Consider the following 15544-nt stretch of genomic DNA (forward strand, 5'->3'; position numbering starts at 1 on the left):
CCGTGCGCCCGGCGCGCCGTGCCGCCCGGGCGCGCTCTACCTCCGGAACGCCTCGATGATCCGCGCGTAGCTGTCCCCGCCGTGGCCGGCCGCCACCGCCTGCCTCATCATCTCCAGGTGCAGTTCCGGGAGCCGGTTGTCGACGCCCCGGGCCTCGCCCGCGTGCAGCAGGTGTCCGATGCCCGCGACCTGGACGTCGATGGTGGCGTCGTCGCCCGGGTACTCCCCCGCGTCGATCTGGTCGGCGTACGTGGTGAGGAACCAGGACACCGTGCGCAGCCAGCGCACCGCCACCGGCGTGAACTCCTTGGCCGGCACCCCGTCGGCTCCGGTCAGCGCGGTCGCGTGCAGCCAGCCGCCGAACACCGACCACATCAGGCCGAGCAGACCGGCGTCGTAGAGCGAGGCGAGGCCCGCGTCCGGCCCCAGGTCGACCGGGTCGCCGAGCACGGCGAGCGTCGGACGGTGCGCGGCCAGGAGCTCGGGACCGCCCGCGTACAGGATCATGTTGGCGCTGTCGCCGACGCCGGGCGGGGTGGTCATGATCCCGCCGTCGAGGTAGCCGATGCCGTGCCCGGCGGCCCACTCCGCCTCCGCACGGGCCTGCTCGGGCGAACCGGAGGTGAGGTTGACGAGGACCTTGCCGCGCAGCGCGTCGGCGAGCGGGCCGAGGAGGCCGCGGACGGCGTCGTGGTCGAGGACGCAGACCACGACGAGTTCGCTCGCCGCGACCGCCTCGGCGACGGTGGCGGCGTGGCGGGCGCCGCGCGCGACGAGCGGCCCGGCCTTCTCGGGGCTGCGGTTGAAGACGGTGGTGGGGTGGCCGGCGTCGAGGAACGCGCCCGCGAGGGCGGCGCCCATCTGCCCGAGGCCGATGACGGTGACGTTCTCCTTGTGCATCTCGTTCATGGCTCCACGCTCGCAGCGCGGCGGGCGCGCCGACAGCGGCGTAACTGACGTCCGGCGCACGGTTCCTGCCACGCTGTCAGTGGCCTGCCGTACCGTCGTGGGCATGAGCGCTGGAGCCGTCGCCGTCGTCCTCGTGCCCGACGAACAGGGCGCCCTCTCGCCGTGGGACCTGTACGAACTGTCCACGGTGTCCATGGTGTTCGGGATCCCGCACACCGACCTGGCCGACCCCTGGTACGAGCTGCGGGTCCACGGCCCGGCTCCGTACGGGACCCACGGCGTCGACGGGGTCGCCGGCGCGGACACCGTGATCGTGCCGTCGGTGCCGCTCGCGATGGCCGAGGGCCGTCAGGAGCTGCCCGCCGAGCTCGTCGCGGCCTTGCGGGAGGCGGACGCGGCGGGAGCGCGCATGGTGTCGATGTGCACCGGCGCCTTCGCCCTCGCGGCGGCGGGAGTCCTGGACGGCCACCGTGCCGTCGTCCACCGCGACTACGCGCCCGCGCTGGCCGCCCGCCACCCGCGGGTCACCGTCGACGCCTCGGCGCTGTACACCGACGAGGGGCGGGTGTTCACCAGCGCGGGCGCCGCCGCCGGCCTCGACCTGTGCCTGCACCTCGTACGGAAGGACCTCGGCGCGGGTGTCGCGGCCGCCCTCGCCCAGCGCATGGTCGTGCCCGCCCTCCGGCCGGGCGACCGCCCGCAGTACGTCGAGGCACCGGTGCCCCCGGCCGAGGACGACGGCCTCGGGACGGCCCTGCAGTGGGCCGTGGAACACCTCCACGAGCCGCTGACCGTGGAGGAGCTGGCCCGCCGCGCCCACATGAGCCCGCGTACCTTCCACCGGCGGGTCCGCGAGACGCACGGCACGACACCGCTGCAGTGGCTCCTCGGCGAGCGCGTGGCCCGGGCCCGTACGCTCCTCGAATCCACCGACCTGCCGGTGGAACGCGTCGGCGAGCAGAGCGGCCTGGGCTCCGCGGCCAACCTGCGCCGCCACTTCACCCGCACGGTCGGGGTGTCCCCCGGCGCCTACCGGCGGTCGTTCGCGCTCAGGCCTTCGGGGCCACCTTCGAAAGCCCGTTGATGATGCGGTCCATGGCGTCGCCGCCGGTCGGGTCGGTGAGGTTGGCCAGCATCTTCAGCGTGAACTTCATCAGCAGCGGGTGGGTCAGGCCGCGCTGGGTCGCGATCTTCATGACCTTGGGGTTGCCGATGAGCTTCACGAAGGCGCGGCCCAGCGTGTAGTAGCCGCCGTAGGTGTCCTTGAGGATCTGCGGGTAGTTCCGCAGGGCCAGTTCGCGCTGGGCGGGGGTCTGGCGGGCGTGGGCCTGGACGATGACGTCGGCGGCGATCTGGCCGGACTCCATCGCGTAGGCGATGCCCTCGCCGTTGAACGGGTTGACCAGACCGCCGGCGTCGCCGACGAGCAGCAGGCCCTTGGTGTAGTGCGGCTGCCGGTTGAAGGCCATCGGCAGCGCCGCGCCGCGGATCGGGGTGGTCATGTTGTCCGGGGTGAAGCCCCAGTCCTCCGGCATGGAGGCGCACCAGGCCTTGAGGACCTCGCGCCAGTCCAGCTCGCGGAAGGCGGAGGAGGAGTCGAGGATGCCGAGGCCCACGTTGGAGGTGCCGTCGCCCATGCCGAAGATCCAGCCGTAGCCGGGGAGCAGCCGGTCCTGCGGGCCGCGCCGGTCCCACAGCTCCAGCCAGGACTCCAGGTAGTCGTCCTGGTGCCGCGGGGTCGTGAAGTACGTCCGCACGGCGACGCCCATCGGCCGGTCCTCGCGCCGGTGCAGACCCATCGCGAGGGACAGACGGGTGGAGTTGCCGTCGGCGGCGACGACGAGCGGCGCGTGGAAGGTGACCTCGCGCTTCTCCTCGCCGAGCTTGGCGTGGACGCCGGTGATCCGGCCCGTGCGGTCGTCGATGACGGGGGCGCCGACGTTGCAGCGCTCGTACAGCCGCGCGCCCGCCTTCTGCGCCTGCCGGGCAAGCATCTCGTCGAAGTCGTCACGCTTGCGGACGAGTCCGTAGTCCGGGTACGAGGCGAGGTCCGGCCAGTCGAGTTCGAGCCGCACACCGCCGCCGATGATCCGCAGCCCCTTGTTCCGCAGCCAGCCGGCCTCTTCGGAGATGTCGATGCCCATCGCGACGAGCTGCTTGGTGGCGCGCGGCGTGAGCCCGTCACCGCACACCTTCTCGCGCGGGAACGCGGTCTTCTCCAGGAGCAGGACGTCGAGCCCCGCCTTGGCCAGGTAGTACGCGGTGGTCGAGCCGGCCGGGCCCGCCCCGACGACGATCACGTCTGCGCTGTGCTCGGAGAGGGGCTGCTCGGTCACGGCGGGGTCTCCCGGAGGGTCGATGAACGGGACGGTTGCAGTCTATTGCGGGGGATTACGCCTTGAAGCCCCGGTGCATCGCGACGATTCCGCCCGTCAGGTTGCGCCAGGCCACCCGCTCCCAGCCAGCCTTCTGCAGCATCCCCGCGAGGGTCGGCTGGTCCGGCCAGGACCGGATGGACTCGGCGAGGTAGACGTACGCGTCGGGGTTGGAGGAGACGGCCCGGGCCACCGGCGGCAGGGCGCGCATCAGGTACTCCTCGTACACCGTGCGGAACGGCGCCCAGGTGGCGTGCGAGAACTCGCAGATGACGACCCGGCCGCCGGGCTTCGTCACCCGGTACAGCTCGCGCAGCGCCTGGTCGGTGTCCTGGATGTTGCGCAGCCCGAAGGAGATGGTGACGGCGTCGAAGACCTCGTCCTTGAAGGGCAGCTTCGTGCCGTCGCCCGCGGTGAACGGCATCCACGGGTGGTTCTTCTTGCCGACCCTGAGCATGCCGAGCGAGAAGTCGCAGGGCACGACGTACGCCCCGGCGCGGGCGAAGGGCTGCGAGGAGGTCGCGGTGCCGGCGGCGAGGTCGAGGATCTTCTGCGCGGGGCGCGCGTCGACCGCCTTGGCGACCTCCTTGCGCCAGCGCCGGTCCTGGCCGAGCGACAGGACGTCGTTGGTGAGGTCGTAGTTCGCCGCCACGTCGTCGAACATCGAGGCGACTTCGTGCGGCTGCTTGTCCAGGGATGCGCGGGTCACCGGACCATTGTTGCAGCCGCCCCCTCCACCGGGCGGGACCGGCCCCGCCCGGTCAGCGGGCCCGGTAGACCAGGCGGCCGCCGAGAACGGTGGCGACACAGGTCGCCGGGCCCAGGCGGACGAGGGACGCCCGGTCGGGCACGTCGAACACGGCGAAGCGCGCAGGACCGCCCGCCGCCAGGCGCGGCAGCAGCACGAGCGGCGTCGGCGAGAGGGACGGCGGTCCCGGCAGGTTCGGCGGGCGCTGCCCCACCGCCAGCCCGGCCCGGCGCACCGCGTCCAGGGCGGCCCGGCCGCGCAGCTCGCCGGCGACGGCGACCGTCCCGTGCGCGAGGAGCCGCTGCACCCCGCGCCGCGCGCTGGCGCCGAGCCGCACGGGCTCGGCGTGGAAGATCTCCCGCGCCCGTTCGCCCGTGATCGGCTCGGTGCCGTAGGTGTCGGCCTCGCGCGGGTCCGGGTGGTAGGTCTGTTCGAGGAGTTCGGGGCCGTACGGGTTGAGCAGCCCGGGCGTGAGGATGCCGGGCCACCGGCGCAGCCGGGCGTCCTGGTTGGCCGCGGCCAGCTCCTCGTACGGGCCGACGGCCGCGACGAGCGCGCCGTCGACCAGGACCGCGTTCTCGGGCGACGCGTCGGCGACGTGCAGCGTCAGCACAGTCGTGCCCCTTCTCCGGTCCTACTTGGCGTCGAGCAGCTTCAGCTCGGGGTGCGCGGTGCCGCCCTCGATCGCGATGGACGAGATGTGGGAGACCACCCGCTCGTCGACCGGGTCGTTCGCCGGGTCGTCGTGGACGACCAGGTGCTCGTACGTCGTCGCGCGCTGGGCCGGGACGCGCCCGGCCTTGCGGATCAGGTCGATGATCTCCATGCGGTTGGAGCGGTGCTTCGCACCGGCCGAGGAGACCACGTTCTCCTCCAGCATGATCGAGCCCAGGTCGTCCGCGCCGTAGTGCAGCGACAGCTGGCCGGCCTCCTTGCCGACGGTCAGCCACGAGCCCTGGATGTGGGCGACGTTGTCCAGGAAGAGCCGCGCGACGGCGATCATCCGCAGGTACTCGAAGATCGTGGCCTGCGTACGGCCCTTCAGGTGGTTGTTCTCGGGCTGGTACGTGTACGGGATGAAGGCCCGGAAGCCGCCCGTCCGGTCCTGCACGTCGCGGATCATCCGCAGGTGCTCGATGCGCTCGGCGTTGGTCTCGCCGGTGCCCATGAGCATCGTCGAGGTCGACTCGACGCCCAGCTTGTGGGCGATCTCCATGATCTCCAGCCAGCGCTCGCCGGACTCCTTGAGCGGCGCGATGGCCTTGCGGGGCCGCTCGGGCAGCAGCTCGGCGCCGGCGCCCGCGAAGGAGTCGAGGCCGGCCTCGTGGATGCGGGTGATGGCCTCCTCGACGGAGACGCCGGAGATGCGGGCCATGTGCTCGACCTCGGACGCGCCGAGGGAGTGGATGACCAGCTGCGGGAACTCCCGCTTGATCGCCGAGAAGTGCTTCTCGTAGTACTCGACCCCGTAGTCCGGGTGGTGGCCGCCCTGGAACATGATCTGGGTGCCGCCGAGCTCCACGGTCTCCGCGCAGCGGCGCAGGATGTCGTCGAGGTCGCGGGTCCAGCCCTTCTTGGTGTCCTTCGGGGCGGCGTAGAACGCGCAGAACTTGCACGCCGTCACACAGACGTTCGTGTAGTTGATGTTGCGCTCGATGATGTACGTCGCGATGTGCTCGGTCCCCGCGTACCGGCGGCGGCGCACCGCGTCGGCGGCGGCGCCCAGCGCGTGCAGCGGCGCCGATCGGTAGAGGCCGAGCGCCTCCTCGGCGGAGATCCGGCCACCCGCGGCGGCGCGGTCGAGAACAGCTGTGACATCAAAAGACGTGAGTTCGGCGTTCTCGGTCACCGGGTGTGTCCCTTTCGGAGGCGTGCGTACGCGAACCGGTGCGTACTGAACGGACCGAACCAGCCTACGCCAGGGCCTTCGCGCGGATTGGTGCCGGTCCCGAGCCAACCGATCGGCCGCCGGGACCCTCTCCTTCTCCGGAATCCTCCATAACCTCCGTATCGCCCGAATCGCACCCGGAGCACGTCATGAAACGTCGCCGCCGCCCGGCCCGGATCCTCGCGGCCGCCCTCGCCCTCGGCACCACGCTCGGTCTGGTCACGGGCTGCTCCGACGAGGGCGATCCCGTCTCCTTCGACACGCCGCGGAGCGAGCGGTCGGCCCAGCAGCAGGCCGTGCGGCAGCACAAGCCGGGAGCCGGGGTGCCGAGGACCGTCTTCCCCACCGGCCCCAAGGCCTCCTTCACGGTGCACCGCACCCTCGACGACGGCACCAAGATCGGCATGACCGAGCTGCACGGGGAGAAGTCGGGATTCACCGGCCGGGTCTGGGTATGGGCGCCGAAACAGTATTTCGACCCGGCGTACGCCGACAGCGGCTTCCCCGTCCTCATCACGCTGCCCGGCGGAAAGGGGTTCCCCACGAATTACTGGACGGGCAAGGGCATCGACCTCCAGGGGAACATCAGCCGCTGGGTGGACGAAGGGAAGAGCCAACCGTTCATCGTCGTGATGCCCGTTCTCAACCCGAGCGCCGAGTTCTACCACGACGGCAGTGATATCCCCGGGCAGCCGAAAATGGGCACCTGGCTGACCGAGGACGTCCCCGATTTCGTACGGGCCAATTTCCGCACCTTCGACTCCCGGGACGGCTGGGCCTTCATGGGCTCGTCCTCGGGCGGCTTCGCCGGACTGAAGTCCGTGCTGCAGAAGCCGGACAAGTTCAAGGCCGTCATCGCCTCCGGCCCGGACACCGTTCCGGACTCCCCGCTCTGGAAGGGGCACGAGGCCGAGCGGCAGGCCAACAACCCGGAGAAGCTGGCCGCCGCCCTCGGCCGGAAACCCGACAAGCCGGCGTACCGGACCTACGTGGCCTTCCAGATCGGCACCAAGGAGTCGGGCATGGCCAGGCTCAGGGCCTTCATGCGCACGTACACGAAGGGCCCCCTGAAGACCCGGCTCCAGGTCATCCAGGACGGCGAGCACAACGCCCGCTCCTACATGCGGGGCATGAACGACGGGACGATGGCCTGGATCAGCCGGCACATCCAGGGCCCGGTCCCGTCCGAGCCGGAACAGCCCACCGCCGGCTAGCGGGAGCCGAGCAGCTCCACCCGTACGTCCGCGGGAAAACCGGTCGTCGGGCCGGTCCGGCGGGCGAACTCCCGCACCCCCGCCAGCTGCTCCGGCCCGAAGCGGAAGTCGAGCGTACGGAAGTACCGCTCCAGCAGCTCCGCGTCGAAGGACTCCCAGCGCGCCGCCTGCTCCGCCACCTTGGTGACCTCCTCCAGCGACAGGTCACGCGAGGCCAGGAAGGCCCGGTGGACGTCACGGACGGTCTCCGGCTCGCGCGCCAGGAAGTCCTTGCGGACCGCCCACACGGCGAAGACGAACGGAAGGCCCGTCCACTCCTTCCACATCAGCCCCAGGTCGTGGACCTGGAGCCCGAGCCGCGGCGCGTCGTGCAGCGAGGCCCGCAGCGCGGCGTCGCCGATCAGCACCGCCGCCTCCGCCTCCTGCATCATCAGACCGAGGTCGGGCGGACACGCGTAGTAGTCGGGCGACACGCCGTACGACTCGGCGAGCAGCAGCTGCGCCAGACGCACCGAGGTGCGGGAGGTCGAGCCGAGCGCGACCCGCGCGCCGTCCAGCTCGGCCAGCGGCCGCTGGGAGACGATCACGCACGACATGACGGGCCCGTCACAGCCCACGGCGATGTCCGGCAGCGCGACGAGCTCGTCGGCGTGCCGGAGGTATTCGACGAGCGTGATGGGACCGATATCCAGGTCCCCACGCACCAGCCGTTCGCTGAGCTTCTCCGGCGTGTCCTTCGTCAGCTCCAGGTCGAGCAGCGTTCCGGTCCGGGCGAGGCCCCAATAAAGGGGAAGGCAGTTCAGGAACTGGATGTGTCCCACGCGGGGCCGGCTGCGCCGCTGCTCATCGGCCGCGGCATCGGTTGCATTGTCCACATCGCGAGGCTAGACCCGTCTCGCCAGGCGGACATCGCCGGGGGCGTACGAGCGACACCGCGCCCCGATCCCGTCAGCGCGTGAGAGACGCGCCAAACATTCGGGTGACGTGATCTTTCCCTCTACCGCTCCGAGCACGCTGCGTGCTACGCTCAACGCAAGTTGCAGTTTGGTTTCCCTTGCAGTACAGAGCCTGCGGAGCATGTGACCCGCAGGCTTTTGTAGTTTTCAGACTTGGTTGCAGGTTCTGGAGCAGGGCGACCCTTTGGCCCATAGGAGGGCTCATGGCTACCGGAACCGTGAAGTGGTTCAACGCTGAAAAGGGCTTCGGCTTCATTGCCCAGGAAGGCGGCGGCCCGGATGTCTTCGTCCACTACTCCGCGATCAACGCCTCTGGCTTCCGCTCCCTCGAGGAGAACCAGCAGGTGAACTTCGACGTCACGCAGGGCCCGAAGGGCCCGCAGGCGGAGAACGTCACCCCGGTCTAAGTGACCCCGGGGTCGACGATCGCGATCCTCTAGAGCTGTACCCAAGGAGCCCCGCTCCGTGCGCGAAGCGCACGAGCGGGGCTCCTGCCGTTTCCGGCCCCGTACCGAAAAGGCCCGGCCGTGGCCGTCCCCCGGTCTTACGCTGAACACATGACCGAACGCAAACCGCCCGGCGTCAGCTTCGAGTCATTCGTGGACAAGCAGATCCGCGAGGCGACCGAGCGCGGCGAGTTCTCCCGGCTCGAGGGCTTCGGCAAGCCGCTCGACGACGACGCCGCGCCGTACGACGAGCTGTGGTGGGTCAGGCGGAAGATGCACCGCGAGGGCCTGTCGGCACTCCCGCCGTCGCTGGCCCTGCGCAAGGACGCCGAGGACGCGGCGCGCGCCGCTCGGGAAGCGGTGTCGGAGGCCCAGCTGCGCCGCGTCCTCGGCGACATCAACACCAAGATCGCCGAAGCCCTCGCCCGCCCGCCGGCCGGTCCGCCGCTGAACCTGACACTGTTCGACGTGGAGGCGGAAGCGGCGCGGTGGCGCCGGGCGCACCTCCGTGGGTGAGCGCCGGGGGCTGGTTCGCGCGCCGGGGGGCTGGTTCGCGTAGGGGCGCAGGGATACGTTTCAGAGATAGATGGATAGTGGAGGAACCCAAGGGCCCGTCCAGGGCGTCCAGTTGACGCGTACTCATCTACGCTGTGCGCGTTCGACCGACCATCGGGCAGGGACGACCAGGGGGGCCAGACCGGCATGAGCGGCGTGAAGGGCAAGGGAGAGGGCGCGGGCATCAGCGGCATGGAGCCGCTCGGCGCCGGCGACCCGCGCGCGATCGGGCCGTACCGGCTCCTCGGCCGGCTCGGCTCCGGCGGCATGGGACGGGTCTACCTGGCCCGCTCCGAGGGCGGGCGGACGGTCGCGGTCAAGATCGTGCACGCGGAGCACGCGCAGGACCCCCAGTTCCGGGCCCGCTTCCGCCGGGAGATCGACGCCGTACGGAAGGTCGGCGAGCACTACACCGCGCCTGTCCTGGACGCCGACCCCGAGGCCGACCGCCCCTGGGTGGCCACCGGCTTCGTACCCGGTCCCTCCCTCGAACAGGTCGTACGGGAGCACGGCCCGCTGCCCGCCGACTCGATCCTGGCCCTCGCGCTCGGCCTGCTGCGGGCCCTCCAGGGCATCCACGGCGCCGGCATCCTGCACCGGGACCTCAAGCCCTCCAACGTGATGCTCACCGTCGAGGGCCCCCGGGTGATCGACTTCGGCATCGCGCGGGCCCTGGAACCCTCCGTCGAGTCGCTGCTCACCAGCACCGGCATGGTCGTCGGCTCCCCCGGCTTCATGGCCCCCGAGCAGGTCCGCGGCGAGTCGCTCGGCCCGGCCGCCGACGTCTTCGCGCTCGGCTGCGTCCTCATGTACGCGGCGACCGGGCGGCTGCCGTTCGGGCACGGCGCCAGCAACCAGCACGCGATCATGTTCCAGATCGTGGAGGCCGAGCCCGAGCTCGACCGGGTCGGGTCCGAGGAGCTGCGCGGCTTCATCGCCCGCTGCCTCACCAAGGACCCGGAGCAGCGGCCCGCCATCGCCACCCTGCTCGCCGACCCGGCCCTCCCGGGCGAGGAGTCCGGCCGCGGCCCCGCCGCGGGCGGCGCCTGGCTGCCGCCCGAGCTCGTGGCCCGCCTCGCCCGACAGGCGGCCCGGCTGCTCGACGTGGAAGCGCTGTCGGAGGAGCTGGAGCGGGAGGCGGCGGCCACGGAGGCCGGCAAGGGGGGTGCGGCCACGGGGGCCGGCAGGACGGGTGAGGCCGCGAAGGCCGGTGCGGCCGGGGAGGCGTCCGACACCGGCACGACGGGACCGCGCCCGAAGGAGCCCGGCACGGCCGGCGCCGCGGACGCGGTCGCCGCCACACCCGCCGCCGTGCGCCGCGAGCCGCGCCGCGCCTCCCGCGTCTGGACGGTCGTCGCGGCCGTCTTCGTCGTCCTCGGCATCAGCGGCACGGTGGTGAAGCTGATCGACGACGGCGCCCGCGAGCGCGATCTCGGAGGCGCACCCGGCGCGTCGAGCAGCGCCCCGCCGCCCGCGACGACCACCACCGGCCCCTCCTCCGCTCCCCCGCCCGGCACGGCCACCACGCCGCCGGGCCAGAACCCGACGGCGGCCCCGCCGCCCGGTGACGCGGCGGCGGGCGGCGGCGGCGCGGTCGGCGGTCTGCCCGCGAGCGGCGGAGGCACGGCCTCGGGCGGCGCTTCCGGCGGTGCCTCCGGAGGGGCTTCCGGCGGCACCGCCTCTGGAGGCGGTTCCTCGACGAGCTCCGGTGGTTCGTCGTCCGGCGGCGGTACGACGACCAGGCCGCCGGCGACCACCCAGGCCCCGGCCACCGGCGGCAACACGGTCCCCTCGGGCTTCGTCGGCACCTGGAAGTACACGGCGCAGTACAACATCGGGCAGCCGGAAACGGTCTACATCTACCGGGTGGCCCCCGGCCAGATCGCCGCCAGGATGATCAGCGACACCAACGGAGCGCACTGCGAGTACGTGGCCAAGCTGGTCTCGATCACCGACGGCGGCAAGCGCATCAACCTGGGCACCACCACCGTCGACCAGGCCAAGTCCGGCGGGTACCCCTACTGCACGAACGGCGACACGTCGGCGTTCAAGCTCGCGGTACCGAGCGGCATCCTCCACGACGTGGGCCCGTCCCACGGCGAGGGCTACCACTACCACCGTGTCTGAGCGCGTACCGTGACGCCATGAAGAGCGCGGAGCTTCTCCTTGACGCCTTCGGCCGGATCCAGGAGGCCGTGCACGAGGCCGTCGAGGGCCTGTCGGACGACGAGCTGACCGTACGGATCGATCCCGACGCCAACTCCATCGCCTGGCTGGTCTGGCACCTGACCCGGATCCAGGACGACCACGTCGCCGACGCCTTCGGGACCGAGCAGGTGTGGACGGCCGACGGCTGGTCCGGCCGCTTCGGCCTGCCGTTCCCGGAGGACGCCACCGGCTTCGGCCACAGCAGCAAGCAGGTGGCGGCCGTCCGTGCGCCGGCCGACCTCCTGCTCGACTACTACGACGCCGTTCACGCCCGCACCCTCGACCACGTCGGCGCTCTCACCGACGCCGACCTGGACCGGGTCGTCGACACCCGCTGGACCCCGCACGTCACCCTCGGCGTCCGCCTCATCAGCGTGGTCGCCGAGGACAACCAGCACGCGGGGCAGGCGGCGTACGTCCGGGGCGTGGTGGAGCGACGCTAGGCCCTGACGCGGGCGGTGGCGGAGAGCGCGGTGGCGGCAAGGGGGCGCACGGTGGATGGACGCGCGCCTCTCCCTCTCCCGCGCCACACTCCGTGACCGCCGCGGGAGAGGAGTCGTTCCCCGGGCATGAACCTCACCACCACCACCCGCTCCCTCGTCGCCGCCGTCGCCCTGGCCGGCGGCGTCCTCGGCTTCGCCGCCGCCACCGCTCAGGCCGCTCCGGCCAGCGCCACCGCCGTGGCCCACGCGGAGGACGGGCCGGAGCCCGTCGAGCTGAACGAGCTCGGCCTGCCGGACCTGCTGGAGGACTGACCGCGGGGCGAAAGCCGGGCCGGGAGCCGGGCGAGAGCCAGGCGCGGGCCGGGCAGCGGTCAGGCACAGCGCGAGACGGCCGGACACCACGAGGGCGGTGTCCGGCCGTTCGGCGTTCGCTCAGGCCCCTCAGTCGTCGTCGGACGCGTGCACCGCGCCGACCAGGGTCTGGAGCGCGTCGACCGCGCTGCCGTCGTGGTCGCTGCCGGCCGTGCCGCTGCTGCCGTACTGGAGGTTGGCCGCCCGGTCGACCTCCAGGACGGAGTCCGCGTGCGAGTTGTCGATCACGGTCACCAGGCTCCCGCCGGCCACCGCGGGCGCCGCCCCGGCGGCGGCCAGCAGGACCGCGCCGAGCACCGGCAGCGCGGCCCGGCCCACCCGACCGGCCTGGCTCCCCTGTCCGACCCGAACCCTCCGCCCGGCCTGGCCGGCCTGGCCGGCCTGGCCGACCTCGTCGGTCTGGGCGGCTTGGGCGGTCTGGCTCCCTTGGCCGGTCTGGCCGAGCTGGCCGGTCTGGCCGAGCTGGCCGGTCTGGGCGGGCTGGCCGGGCTGGGCGGGCTGGCCGGGCTGGCCGGGCTGGGCCCTCCGCGGACGCGGAATCGACGCCCTCACGCGCCCACCCGCACAGCCTGCTCGGCCTTCCCGCCCCGCACTGCCCGCCCGACGTGCTCGCGCGCCCCGTGGTGCCGGGCGATGTTCCGCTCCAGGAGCCGGGTCGAGGCGGCGACGCCGACGCCGCTCTCCGGGTCGAAGGACGGCAGCCGCCCGTCGGCGGCCTTCAGCTCGGCCAGTGCCGAGTCCATCGCCGCGTGCGCCGCGAAGAGGCACGGCGTGCTGTAGATCGCCACGTCCACGCCCAGCTCCGACAGCTCGGAGAGCGACAGCCGCGGCGACTTGCCGCCCGCGATCTGGTTGAACAGCAGCGGCTTGCCGTCGACGACCTCGCGGATCCGCCGGATCCACTCCACGCTCCGAACGCCGTCCACCAGGACCACGTCCGCCTCCGTCGCCGCCAGACGCTGGGCCCGGTGCAGGATGTCGTCCTCGTCCGTCGCGTCCGTACGGGCCACGACCACCAGGTCCCGCCGGGTCTGGAGCACCATCTCCAGCTTGGCGAGGTACTCGTCCAGCGGCAGCACCTGCTTCCCGTCCGCGTGCCCGCAGCGCCGCGGCCGCTTCTGGTCCTCCAGGATCACGCCGGAGGCGCCGATCCGCTCCAGGCCCTCCACGACGTGACAGGCCACCTCGGGGTCGACGTAGCCGTCGTCGATGTCGACGAGCAGGTGGTGCCGCGGGAACGCGCCGCGCAGCCGCTGCACGAACGCCACCATGTCCGGCCACGCGATGAACCCGATGTCCGGCAGTCCGTAGTGCGAGGCGGCGAAGCCGAAGCCGGAGACGAACATCCCGTCGTAGTGCTCGGCGGCGACGGACGCCGAGTACATGTCGTAGACGCCGATCAGGGGTGTGGTGCCGGGCGCGGCGATCCGCGCCCGCAGGTCGTTGCCGTAGCTGAAGTGGTTCACAGACTGACTCCTCATCAACACGCTGGCACTTTGCCAAAACAAGATGATTTCGGGAGACAAGCTCGAACCTTCGCATACGGGAGCTTTACTCACTCTCCAGGAGGACCGTTTTCACCACAGAAACGTCACTGGGCGAGAAACGCGCCGACGACTCCGGGGAGGAGCGGCGAGAACATCAGGTCGTAGTGCGTGGCGCCGGGAACGACCGCGAGGCGGGCGGCGGGCCGGTCGCCGCCGTCCCATCCCGGGTCCTTCAGGCCGCCGCCGAGGAGGCCGAAGAACTCCACCATGTGCGCCGGGCGGATGCCGTCGCCGTCGGCGAAGACCAGCAGCACGGGCGCGGTGACGCCGGCGATCTCCTCGCTCCAGTCGTAGTCACGCCGGGTCATCGACGCGACCTTCTCCACCAGCACCGGCCAGTCCTCGACGCGCGGCGCGATCCGCGCGTACAGCTCGTACATCGGCGACTGCTTCAGCGCCTCCGCCGCGCCCTCGTCCATCTGGTCCATCTGCGCCGTGACCTCGGGGAACCATCCCTCGCGCCGGGCCGGCATAGACACCACCACGAGCCGCCGGACCAGGTCCGGGTGCTGGATCGCCAGCCGCATGGCGGCGCCCGCGCCGAGGGAGTAGCCGAGGACGTCGACGGCCTCGCCGCCGAGGTGCTTGAGCAGTCCGGCGACGTCGTCCGCCATCACCTCCATCGACATCGGCCGCCCGTCGACGTCCGGCGTCCGCCCGTGCGCCTGGAGGTCGACGGTGATGACGCGCCGCCCTTCCCCGACCTCCGAGGCGAGGAACGGCTGGAACATCTCCCCGGCTCCGAACCCGCCGTGGAGCAGGACGAGCGGCGGCACACCCGAGGTGGCGGCGGTGCCGTGCTCCTCGAACCACAGGGTCATTCCGTTGACGTCAACGTAGGGCATTTCTCGGTCTCCTCTCGGGGGGGTTACGAGGGGTAGACGGCGGCCGCGCCGAAAACTCATCGGCGCCGGGCGTCGACGTCGGCGCCGGCGGCCCCGCGATGCGTGACCGGACCTCAGGGGCTCGTAGGCGTGCGGGCGTGTGGGCGTAGCCTCTGGCGCGTGACCGGTAAGAACTTCGTACTCTTCGACGTCGACGGCACCCTCATGGACGCCGTCGAGAACCAGCGGCGCGTCTGGCACGCCTGGGCCGCACGCCACGGGCTCGACGGCGACGAGGTGTACGCCGTCGCTCTCCGGACACGGCCGGTGGAGACGTTCGCGGCCGTCGTGCCAGGGGCGGACCCGGCCGCGTGCCTGGCGCTGCTGCACGAGCTGGAGGACGAGGACGTACGGACGGGCACGTATGCGGCCTTCGACGGCGCCGCGGAGCTGCTGAAGGCCCTGCCCGCCGACCGCTGGGCGCTGGTCACGTCGAACTACGAGCACCGGGTGCGCGGCCGGTTCGAGCGGACCGGGCTGCCGATGCCCGCGCTGATCGTGGACGCGGCGTCGGTGAGCGAGGGCAAGCCCTCGCCGGTGCCGTACCTCCTCGCCGCCGAGAAGCTGGGCGCGGATCCCGCGGACTGCCTGGTGATCGAGGACGCGCCGTCGGGCGTACGGTCGGGCCGAGCGGCGGGGATGACGGTCTGGACGGTGAACGCCGCGACGGGGTCGGAGGGTTCGCATCGCCACTTCGCAACGCTGGCGGAGGCGGCGCCGGAGATCCTGGCGTGGGCGTGAGCGTCGGGCGCGCTCTGGCTGGCGGGGTCGGGAGGGGCGGGTTTCTGAGGTGGTGGGGGCGGGGGTCCGGGTGGAGTGGCGGGTCTCTGAGGTCGTACGGGTGGGGGTTGCGTGTGGGCTTCTGGTGCGGCCGCCCTTGATCCGAGTGTGGCTCCCTCCACCACCGCGTCAAGGGCGCTCCCTTCGGTCGCGTCGCTTCGCGATGGCCTGTGGCCACCCTTGACCCGGCGGCTCCGGGAGCCTGTTCACACTCGGAGG

Annotated in this window: 17 protein-coding genes; 8 read left to right on the forward strand and 9 right to left on the reverse strand. The window is 72.2% G+C overall.

What is annotated here, in order from left to right; translation table 11 throughout:
- Positions 1-36: 36 nt before the first annotated feature.
- Complete coding sequence (locus tag ACFVGS_RS21925; RefSeq protein ID WP_384423455.1) at positions 37-900, reverse strand: NAD(P)-dependent oxidoreductase; 864 nt, start codon at positions 898-900, stop codon at positions 37-39.
- Positions 901-1012: 112 nt separating this feature from the next.
- Here ACFVGS_RS21925 and ACFVGS_RS21930 point away from each other — a divergent pair, with 112 nt between their 5' ends.
- Positions 1013-1993 (forward strand): GlxA family transcriptional regulator, encoded by a 981-nt coding sequence (locus tag ACFVGS_RS21930; RefSeq protein ID WP_384423442.1) that lies wholly within the window; start codon positions 1013-1015, stop codon positions 1991-1993.
- On the opposite strand, the gene ACFVGS_RS21935 is transcribed toward ACFVGS_RS21930, so the two are convergent.
- The 4 genes from ACFVGS_RS21935 to mqnC are packed head-to-tail and all read right to left on the reverse strand — an operon-like array spanning position 1959 to position 5881.
- On the reverse strand, positions 1959-3245 hold the full coding sequence (locus ACFVGS_RS21935; protein WP_384423444.1) for a geranylgeranyl reductase family protein: 1287 nt from the start codon (positions 3243-3245) through the stop codon (positions 1959-1961). The genes ACFVGS_RS21930 and ACFVGS_RS21935 overlap by 35 nt on opposite strands.
- 55 nt (positions 3246-3300) lie before the next feature.
- Positions 3301-3993, reverse strand: coding sequence for a demethylmenaquinone methyltransferase (locus ACFVGS_RS21940; RefSeq protein ID WP_384423446.1), 693 nt, complete (start codon positions 3991-3993; stop codon positions 3301-3303).
- Positions 3994-4045: 52 nt separating this feature from the next.
- Positions 4046-4645: a hypothetical protein gene (locus tag ACFVGS_RS21945; protein ID WP_384423447.1), complete on the reverse strand. Its 600-nt coding sequence runs from the start codon at positions 4643-4645 to the stop codon at positions 4046-4048.
- A 21-nt stretch (positions 4646-4666) separates the two neighbouring features.
- Complete coding sequence (gene mqnC / locus ACFVGS_RS21950; protein ID WP_384423449.1) at positions 4667-5881, reverse strand: cyclic dehypoxanthinyl futalosine synthase; 1215 nt, start codon at positions 5879-5881, stop codon at positions 4667-4669.
- Positions 5882-6069: 188 nt separating this feature from the next.
- On the opposite strand from mqnC, the gene ACFVGS_RS21955 reads away from it, so the two are divergent.
- Entirely contained in the window at positions 6070-7134 is a 1065-nt protein-coding gene (locus ACFVGS_RS21955; protein WP_384423451.1) for an alpha/beta hydrolase, read from the forward strand.
- On the opposite strand, the gene ACFVGS_RS21960 is transcribed toward ACFVGS_RS21955, so the two are convergent.
- A complete protein-coding gene (locus ACFVGS_RS21960) occupies positions 7131-8009 on the reverse strand; it encodes a menaquinone biosynthetic enzyme MqnA/MqnD family protein (protein ID WP_384423453.1) in 879 nt (292 codons plus the stop codon). The two genes, ACFVGS_RS21955 and ACFVGS_RS21960, sit on opposite strands and share 4 nt — an antisense overlap.
- 284 nt (positions 8010-8293) lie before the next feature.
- On the opposite strand from ACFVGS_RS21960, the gene ACFVGS_RS21965 reads away from it, so the two are divergent.
- The 5 genes from ACFVGS_RS21965 (at position 8294) to ACFVGS_RS21985 (ending at position 12054) form a co-directional block, all read left to right on the forward strand.
- Positions 8294-8497, forward strand: a complete 204-nt coding sequence (locus tag ACFVGS_RS21965; protein ID WP_046908818.1) for a cold-shock protein — start codon at positions 8294-8296, stop codon at positions 8495-8497.
- Positions 8498-8647: 150 nt separating this feature from the next.
- Positions 8648-9052, forward strand: a complete 405-nt coding sequence (locus ACFVGS_RS21970; protein WP_385693409.1) for a DUF1992 domain-containing protein — start codon at positions 8648-8650, stop codon at positions 9050-9052.
- Positions 9053-9238: 186 nt separating this feature from the next.
- Positions 9239-11218 carry a serine/threonine-protein kinase gene (locus ACFVGS_RS21975; protein WP_384420921.1) on the forward strand — a complete coding sequence of 660 codons (1980 nt, stop codon included), beginning with the start codon at positions 9239-9241 and terminating at the stop codon, positions 11216-11218.
- A gap of 17 nt (positions 11219-11235) precedes the next feature.
- Positions 11236-11742: a DUF664 domain-containing protein gene (locus ACFVGS_RS21980; protein ID WP_384420923.1), complete on the forward strand. Its 507-nt coding sequence runs from the start codon at positions 11236-11238 to the stop codon at positions 11740-11742.
- 126 nt (positions 11743-11868) lie between these two features.
- Entirely contained in the window at positions 11869-12054 is a 186-nt protein-coding gene (locus ACFVGS_RS21985) for a hypothetical protein (RefSeq protein ID WP_384420925.1), read from the forward strand.
- A gap of 129 nt (positions 12055-12183) precedes the next feature.
- On the opposite strand, the gene ACFVGS_RS21990 is transcribed toward ACFVGS_RS21985, so the two are convergent.
- From ACFVGS_RS21990 to ACFVGS_RS22000, 3 genes are all read right to left on the reverse strand, one after another.
- A complete protein-coding gene (locus ACFVGS_RS21990) occupies positions 12184-12666 on the reverse strand; it encodes a hypothetical protein (protein ID WP_384420927.1) in 483 nt (160 codons plus the stop codon).
- Entirely contained in the window at positions 12663-13580 is a 918-nt protein-coding gene (locus tag ACFVGS_RS21995; RefSeq protein ID WP_384420928.1) for an oxaloacetate decarboxylase, read from the reverse strand. Before ACFVGS_RS21995 ends, ACFVGS_RS21990 begins: the two co-directional genes overlap by 4 nt.
- 125 nt (positions 13581-13705) lie before the next feature.
- A complete protein-coding gene (locus tag ACFVGS_RS22000) occupies positions 13706-14506 on the reverse strand; it encodes an alpha/beta fold hydrolase (protein ID WP_384420930.1) in 801 nt (266 codons plus the stop codon).
- 159 nt (positions 14507-14665) lie between these two features.
- Between ACFVGS_RS22000 and ACFVGS_RS22005 the strand changes: the two genes are divergently transcribed.
- On the forward strand, positions 14666-15286 hold the full coding sequence (locus tag ACFVGS_RS22005) for an HAD-IA family hydrolase (protein ID WP_384420932.1): 621 nt from the start codon (positions 14666-14668) through the stop codon (positions 15284-15286).
- Positions 15287-15544 lie beyond the last annotated feature (258 nt).

This window comes from Streptomyces sp. NPDC127114 (genome assembly GCF_042677525.1).
Classification (GTDB): Bacteria; Actinomycetota; Actinomycetes; order Streptomycetales; family Streptomycetaceae; genus Streptomyces.